The sequence below is a fragment of the Microcoleus sp. genome (genome assembly GCF_049646505.1).
Classification (GTDB): Bacteria; Cyanobacteriota; Cyanobacteriia; order Cyanobacteriales; family Microcoleaceae; genus Microcoleus.
The window spans coordinates 21,489-27,750 of record NZ_JBARVX010000481.1 but is presented as its reverse complement, the minus strand read 5'-3'; the positions used below and the strand labels follow the sequence as shown (position 1 = coordinate 27,750).

8 protein-coding genes are annotated in these 6,262 nt (G+C 47.3%); 5 read left to right on the top strand and 3 right to left on the bottom strand.

The genetic code is table 11. The annotated features are described in order from the left end of the window. Window positions 1–30 precede the first annotated feature (30 nt). Complete coding sequence (gene nadC / locus WBA89_RS23070) at window positions 31–894, top strand: carboxylating nicotinate-nucleotide diphosphorylase (RefSeq protein ID WP_424409740.1); 864 nt, start codon at window positions 31–33, stop codon at window positions 892–894. A gap of 192 nt (window positions 895–1,086) precedes the next feature. Here the strand turns inward: nadC and WBA89_RS23065 are convergent, their stop codons facing one another. Both WBA89_RS23065 and WBA89_RS23060 read right to left on the bottom strand, forming a co-directional pair. Continuing rightward, complete coding sequence (locus WBA89_RS23065; protein ID WP_424409733.1) at window positions 1,087–2,115, bottom strand: C39 family peptidase; 1,029 nt, start codon at window positions 2,113–2,115, stop codon at window positions 1,087–1,089. A 244-nt stretch (window positions 2,116–2,359) separates the two neighbouring features. Continuing rightward, complete coding sequence (locus tag WBA89_RS23060) at window positions 2,360–3,688, bottom strand: M16 family metallopeptidase (RefSeq protein ID WP_424409732.1); 1,329 nt, start codon at window positions 3,686–3,688, stop codon at window positions 2,360–2,362. A 100-nt stretch (window positions 3,689–3,788) separates the two neighbouring features. Here WBA89_RS23060 and WBA89_RS23055 point away from each other — a divergent pair, with 100 nt between their 5' ends. The 4 genes from WBA89_RS23055 to WBA89_RS23040 all read left to right on the top strand — a co-directional run bounded on the left by WBA89_RS23055 (window position 3,789) and on the right by WBA89_RS23040 (window position 5,650). Beyond that, window positions 3,789–4,124, top strand: coding sequence for a hypothetical protein (locus WBA89_RS23055; RefSeq protein WP_424409731.1), 336 nt, complete (start codon window positions 3,789–3,791; stop codon window positions 4,122–4,124). A 227-nt stretch (window positions 4,125–4,351) separates the two neighbouring features. Next, on the top strand, window positions 4,352–4,561 hold the full coding sequence (locus WBA89_RS23050) for a DUF2997 domain-containing protein (protein ID WP_424409739.1): 210 nt from the start codon (window positions 4,352–4,354) through the stop codon (window positions 4,559–4,561). Window positions 4,562–4,601: 40 nt separating this feature from the next. Next, on the top strand, window positions 4,602–4,988 hold the full coding sequence (locus tag WBA89_RS23045; protein ID WP_341736333.1) for a DUF1257 domain-containing protein: 387 nt from the start codon (window positions 4,602–4,604) through the stop codon (window positions 4,986–4,988). A gap of 194 nt (window positions 4,989–5,182) precedes the next feature. Next, window positions 5,183–5,650: a ferredoxin gene (locus tag WBA89_RS23040; RefSeq protein ID WP_424409730.1), complete on the top strand. Its 468-nt coding sequence runs from the start codon at window positions 5,183–5,185 to the stop codon at window positions 5,648–5,650. A 147-nt stretch (window positions 5,651–5,797) separates the two neighbouring features. On the opposite strand, the gene WBA89_RS23035 is transcribed toward WBA89_RS23040, so the two are convergent. After that, a complete protein-coding gene (locus WBA89_RS23035) occupies window positions 5,798–6,079 on the bottom strand; it encodes a YiaA/YiaB family inner membrane protein (protein ID WP_333088697.1) in 282 nt (93 codons plus the stop codon). Between the last annotated feature and the right edge of the window lie 183 nt (window positions 6,080–6,262).

Below are 6,262 nucleotides of genomic sequence, written 5' to 3'. Positions count from 1 at the left end.
GTTCCTAGTAGCACGAATCAAAAAGAAAACATGACAGCAATATTACCGCCTTGGATAGTTTTAGACTCCCTATTGCACAACTGGCTACTAGAAGATATCGGTAGGGGCGATCGCACAACATCGGCCTTATTTCCCGCAGCCAGCATCCAGGGTACCGCTAAATGGATAGTCAAAGAAGCTGGAGTCATTGCGGGATTGCCGATCGCACATCGCACATTTAAACTTTTAGATAGCAGCCTCAGTTTCATCCCGCAAGTACCCGAAGGAAAACTGTGCGAAAAAGGAGAAGTAATCGCCGAGATTTCCGGCAATTTCGACGCGCTGCTAACCGGAGAAAGAGTAGCATTAAACTTGGCAATGCGTTTGAGCGGCATCGCTACTTTAACTCAAAAATATGTTGACAAAATTGCCGATTTACCAGTGCAATTAGTCGATACCCGCAAGACAACACCGGGATTGAGATTGTTGGAAAAATACGCAACTCAAGTCGGCGGTGCTTGCAATCACCGGATGGGATTAGATGACGCGGTGATGATTAAAGATAATCACATTGCAGCGGCTGGAGGAATTGCCGAGGCGATCGCCCTAATTCGCAATTCTATCCCCTATCCGCTGACAATCGAAGTCGAAACCGAAACTCTCGCCGAAGTGCAGACAGCATTGCAGCACAAGGCGGATATTATCATGTTAGATAATATGTCCTTTGACTTAATGCGGCAGGCTGTGGCAATAATTCGCGAAAAGAGCGATCGGGTGAAAATTGAAGCTTCCGGGAATGTGACTTTAGAAACTATTCGGAGTGTGGCGGAAACCGGAGTTGATTATATTTCTACCAGTGCTCCAATTACGCGATCGGCTTGGCTGGATTTGAGTATGAAAATCATTAGTCATTAGTCATTAGTCATTGGTCATTAGTGAACGAAAATATGGCTAATGCTAAATTCTCCTGGAATAGCCCATTTATTCTTTAGTCCCCATCTGCTTGGACTTGGTTTGACAAAGAGCGATTTCAATCGCCGAATAATCCAAGAGGCATCTTATCTCTTAGCTAATGACTAATGACTAATGACTAATGACTCTTAACAATTACTTCGATATAAAATGCACCCAAAAATCTCCGTCAGGCATACATACGCTGCGGATTAAACGATAGGAATAGTGCAAGTAGGCACCGCTGACACTTGTGTTGTAGCCGCTTGGGAACCACTCGCCATAGGGGTCGTGAACGAAGAATCCTTCGCTGTCGTAGCCAGCAGCAACTATAATGTGACCGAAAGACGTGAAGTATCCGTGGATGACGGCGGGATTTCCGCTGGCCAGCCAATCTTGAACGTCATCAATAGTTGCGTTCTCGGTATAGTAATCTTGAGCGCCGTAATCTCTAACAATCTTTGCTAAATCATAGGGGTCCCAGCGACTGTAACCTTTGGCGATCGCATATTCGTAGAGTTCGTCTTCATATTGTCCGGTTCTGTTGCGCCGCGGCACTCTCAAAAAGTCCAGACACATCGCTATGGAAGTTACGTTACAAGCACCTGTAGGATTGTAAAAATTATCTAATTGCGATCGATAAGGAATGCCAAGTCTGACAGTTGGCGGGTTTGGTTTGGGATAAAGCAAAACGCCGTCTAAAGTAACTTGAGCGTGTCCTCCGTAAACATACCAAATTCCTGAATTTTTGAAAGACTGGTTGCGGAGAGCAACTCTGATGTGGCCGCGAATTGGAACAAAAGCCAGCAGTTCAAACTCTTTTCCCGCTGGGATTACTTGTTTTTCTGATTCCTGAAGTTGAGAAGACGCTAGGGGTTTTGATTTAAAAATAGTGTCTCTGGTCGTTTTCAGGATCGGGCGAGGTGTGGGAATGTCCGTTGTTTTGGTTTCGATCAGCTTTTTGGCTGTGATTGCTCCCAAAAAACCCGGTTCGCCGCACTTCATCAAGGTTTGAAATCGGTGGAGGGCGGCGGTAGAAAGAGGGCCAAAGATGCCGTCTACTGGAGGTTTCAGTAAACCTAGGTCAATGAGGCGGCTTTGAATTTGGCGGCTGAGTTCGTTGTCGGCAGCGATTGCTTTGACATCGTACCTAATTTTTGAGTTGAGAAAGTTTTGTAATTTCATGCTTCCCTGCACACTTCAACGATTCCAAGTTTATACTCTCAGAAAATTACGGCCATTCTACTGATCGCCCGTACCTTAAAAGCTTTAAATTCATGATTCGATACAAAACCTTTAAGGCAGAGTGCGATCGAACTTCACGCAGTATTCTCAAATCAAAGATGGCGGCGGCTTACCATCTTTGCGCCCTTGAAACTCTTCCTAGCTTGGCAAAGAAACGATTGCCTGGTTTAGAAGGAAATCGGATTTATGCCGATTCGGGGCGAATTACCACAACCCCCATCGCGTCGGGAGACAGATATTTGACGGCGGCTTCCCGGATATCCTGCGCTGTTATAGCTTGGATGCAGGCTGCATAGTTGAGGGCGGGAGCGATATCTCCTAGCATTGAATGATAGTAACCGTACAAACTTGCTCGATCGCTCGGAGTTTCGTTACCGAAGATAAACCGATTTGCTACTTGGGTGCGGATGCGGGAAATTTCGGCATCTGTCACCAGTTCGGTTTGCAGGGTGCGGATGTGTCCGACAATCGCTGATTCGACTGCTTCCAAGTTTTCTGTCGCTAGTTTAGCTGAAATCGAGAATACTCCCCCCAGTCGCTGAGTCATGTTGCTGACGGAAATTGACGAAACTAGCCCTCTTTCTTCGCGCAACTCCTTCACCAAGCGAGTTGTGCGGCCGTGGCCCAAGATTGTCGCCAAAACGTCTAGGGCATAAGTTTCGGACATTTCCAGCAAACCGGGTACTCGCCACATCACCATCAGTCTGGCTTGCTGGAGGGCAGAGTCTACAAATTCGCGGCGGACTGTTTCGGTAAACGGCGATTCTTTGCCGTAGTTGAGAATTTCGGATTCTGGGTTAAAGTTACCGGCATCTGGCGGATTTATTGGGCGATTTTGTGCTGTGCTTTTGGAGGCAAAACTGTCTGCGACAATTTCTATGAGCCTCTCGACCGGCAAATTACCTACAGCGACTGCTGTCATCGCCCCTGGCTGATATCGGCTGCTGTGGAAATCGCGCATTTGTTGGGCGGTAAGCTGTTCGATGACGGCAGTCGGGCCGAGTACCGGTCGCTTGTAGGGCAGGACTTCAAAGGCTAATTGCACCGATCGCTGATAGGTGCGGCGGCGCGGATTGTCTTCCGATCGTCTAATTTCTTCCAATACTACCAGCCGTTCCCGCTCGAAGGCATCGTCGGGAATGCTGGCGTTGAGCAAGACATCGACTTGCAGGGGAGCTAGTTCAGCAAAATCTTTAGGAGCTGTGGTGATGTAATAGTTAGTGTAATCTTGGCTGGTGGCGGCATTGGTGACAGCACCGCGCTGCTCGATCGCCCGCTCAAATTCTCCGCTCTTGATGCTGGGAGTTCCTTTAAAAATCATGTGTTCTAAAAAGTGAGCCATGCCGTTGATTTCGTCGGATTCGACGGCTGAGCCTAAATTCATCCACACGCTGAGGTTGACGGCATCGACTGGTAAGTGTTCGGCTATAACTGTCAGGCCGTTGGGGAAATGGCGGACTGTTGGGGCGTTGAGGGGCGATCGGGCGGAGGTTTTGAGCAGGGTTGATGTCATTGCGGTTTTAAATTTACCTTTTCTTTTATATCTTAAAGGTGTTTACAAAAAAACATCTAACATCCACCATCTGGCGCGAGAACTGGTGCGCGATCGATCTATGAATATCTCTGCGCGAACAAGAATTTGTTTTGGCCGTCAAAGCCTTGGGCGCCAGCGACTTGCAGATTATTTTTCGCCACATTTGGCCGGGAAGTCTCCCGCCGTTGTACGAGCAACTCTTTCCACTGGTACAGCCACGCTAGAAGCCGCCGGTTTAGGTTTTCTCGGTTTGGGCGCGCAGCCGCCAGAGGGGAGAGGGGGAGATTGGGAGATTGGGAGAAATCCTTCTTCTACCCTCGAACCTCAACATCCACCCATTACATCAATTACATCCGTTACGTCGGCTACACAATCCGTTGCCGAACTTCCTCCTCTTTCTCAAATCTCAAACTGATCGACTTGACTGATGTCACGATGTACGCGAAACTTTACATAACACTGACGTATTGCTCCTACATATTAATAAGTTCTGTTAAGTTGTGACTCAAAACCTATCAATTAGTCAAAATTGATATAGTGGCGAGTCAGCCAACTCTCAAGAATCGACTTCAGGAGGCATCGTACCCGGCGATCGGGCGTCGGTGTCTGCATTTCATCGTTCTTATTCACTCAGCCCGGATTATGGAAACACTAGAGTTTGTGATTTATCCAGATGGCCGCGTACAGGAAACAGTCACCGGCATCGTCGGTGCTTCCTGCGCTGAGGTAACGGCTGCTATTGAAGCCCAGCTCGGCGTGGTGCTTCATCAAGAGTCAACGTCTGAATATTTCGCGCTTGCGCTCAATCAGTCAGCCGAAGCGACGACCCAAGTGGCTTTTAGCGATTGGTAATCTTTTTTGTTGAGTTCACTTAAATTTTTTTGGAATCATCATGTCACACTTTAGCCAAATTAAGACCCAGATCCGCAATTTGAATTCTTTGGAAGCTGCTTTAACTGATTTGGGTATCGACTGGAAGTCGGGCCCGACACAGGTGCGCGGCTATCGCGGCCTCACCAGCACTGCTGAGGTGGTAATCGAGCAAGAAAACGGCTATGACTTAGGTTTTAGCTGGAACGGGACTGAGTATGAATTGGTGGCCGATCTGCAATTTTGGCAGCAAGCTTGGTCTGTAGACCGTTTTCTGAATAAGGTGACTCAGCGCTACGCTTACCATACTGTGGTGAATGAAAGCGCTAAGCAGGGTTTCCAAGTTTCTGAGCAAAAGCAAAATCAAGACGGTTCGATCCGCTTGGTGGTTCAGCGCTGGTGTGCTTAGATGCGTAACAGGCAAGATGCCTGTTCCACAAGAAAATTCAGTCTTTGTGGAACAGGCATCTTGCCTGTTCATAAAAGGCTTATTGAGAATGGTGCAACATCTCAGTTAAACCGGAAATTCGCGAAACACATTCGACTTCGCTCAGTGCTTTGTCGGAGCGCGTGGAGGACTTATTACTATTGTGAGGGATCTAAATGTCTGAGCTTTCTGGACTCGGAATAGATACAGCAACCGATCGCACTGGTTTGGAACCGGAGTTGGGCGGATTTTTGCGGGATGCGCCCGATCGCTCTGGTTTGGAACCGGAATTGGGCGGTGTGTTTCGCCAAAAAGGTGTCTATGTTGATGAGATTACCTGCATTGGCTGCAAGCACTGCGCTCATGTTGCTCGAAATACTTTCTACATTGAGCCGGATTACGGGCGATCGCGCGTAGTCCGACAAGACGGGGATTCTGAAGAGTTGATTGCTGAGGCGATGGACACTTGTCCGGTAAATTGCATTCACTGGGTTGATTACACCGAACTCAAGAATCTGGAAGAAGAACGCAAGGATCAGGTGATTCCTGTCGTTGGCTTTCCCGTAGATATGGCTACGGTTCAGGCCGGCGTTCGCCAGCGCCAAAAAAATAAGGGCGATCGTAAGTTCAAAGGTAGCCATTGAAATCCGCAGGTTTTCCCATCAAGCTCAACAAAAACAGCCCGCGCGGGCTGTTTTTATGCAACAACATATAACTTTCACGTTTTCGAGCTCTTAGTCCGCGAAGGCGGACTTTGTTTGACAAGAAGCGGTTTCAACCGCCGAGTCATCTTATTTCAAAGGATGATGTTCCGCGAGAATTTTCTCAACCCTCGCTTCATCGATTCTCGCAGTCAATCTTGTTGACTCATTGTTATCGCGAATGGTTTTTGCTAAAGTAAAAGACGAGCCAACCGAAAAAGTTAAACCCATACCCATAAAAGCCTTTTGCCAAGGATCTACCTGTAAATAAATCACACCGACAGTAGTTGCGGAAATGGCAACAATAAAAGAAACCCAGCACTGAAGAATCCAAGCATTAGTATCTTTTTGACGTATAATTTGTTGTGACATAATCTTTAAGCCCCAAATATATCTTTTGGTTGATTAACTTATACAATAATCAGCGTGAATGAAGCGGCCAGGAGAACAAATGACAGTTTCTAGAAGTGCACAGGGCGATCGAACTTTTTACTAAAAACTATAACGTTGTAGATAGGTTTTCATACTCTCTGAGCCTGGAAGAAAGTAGACAGT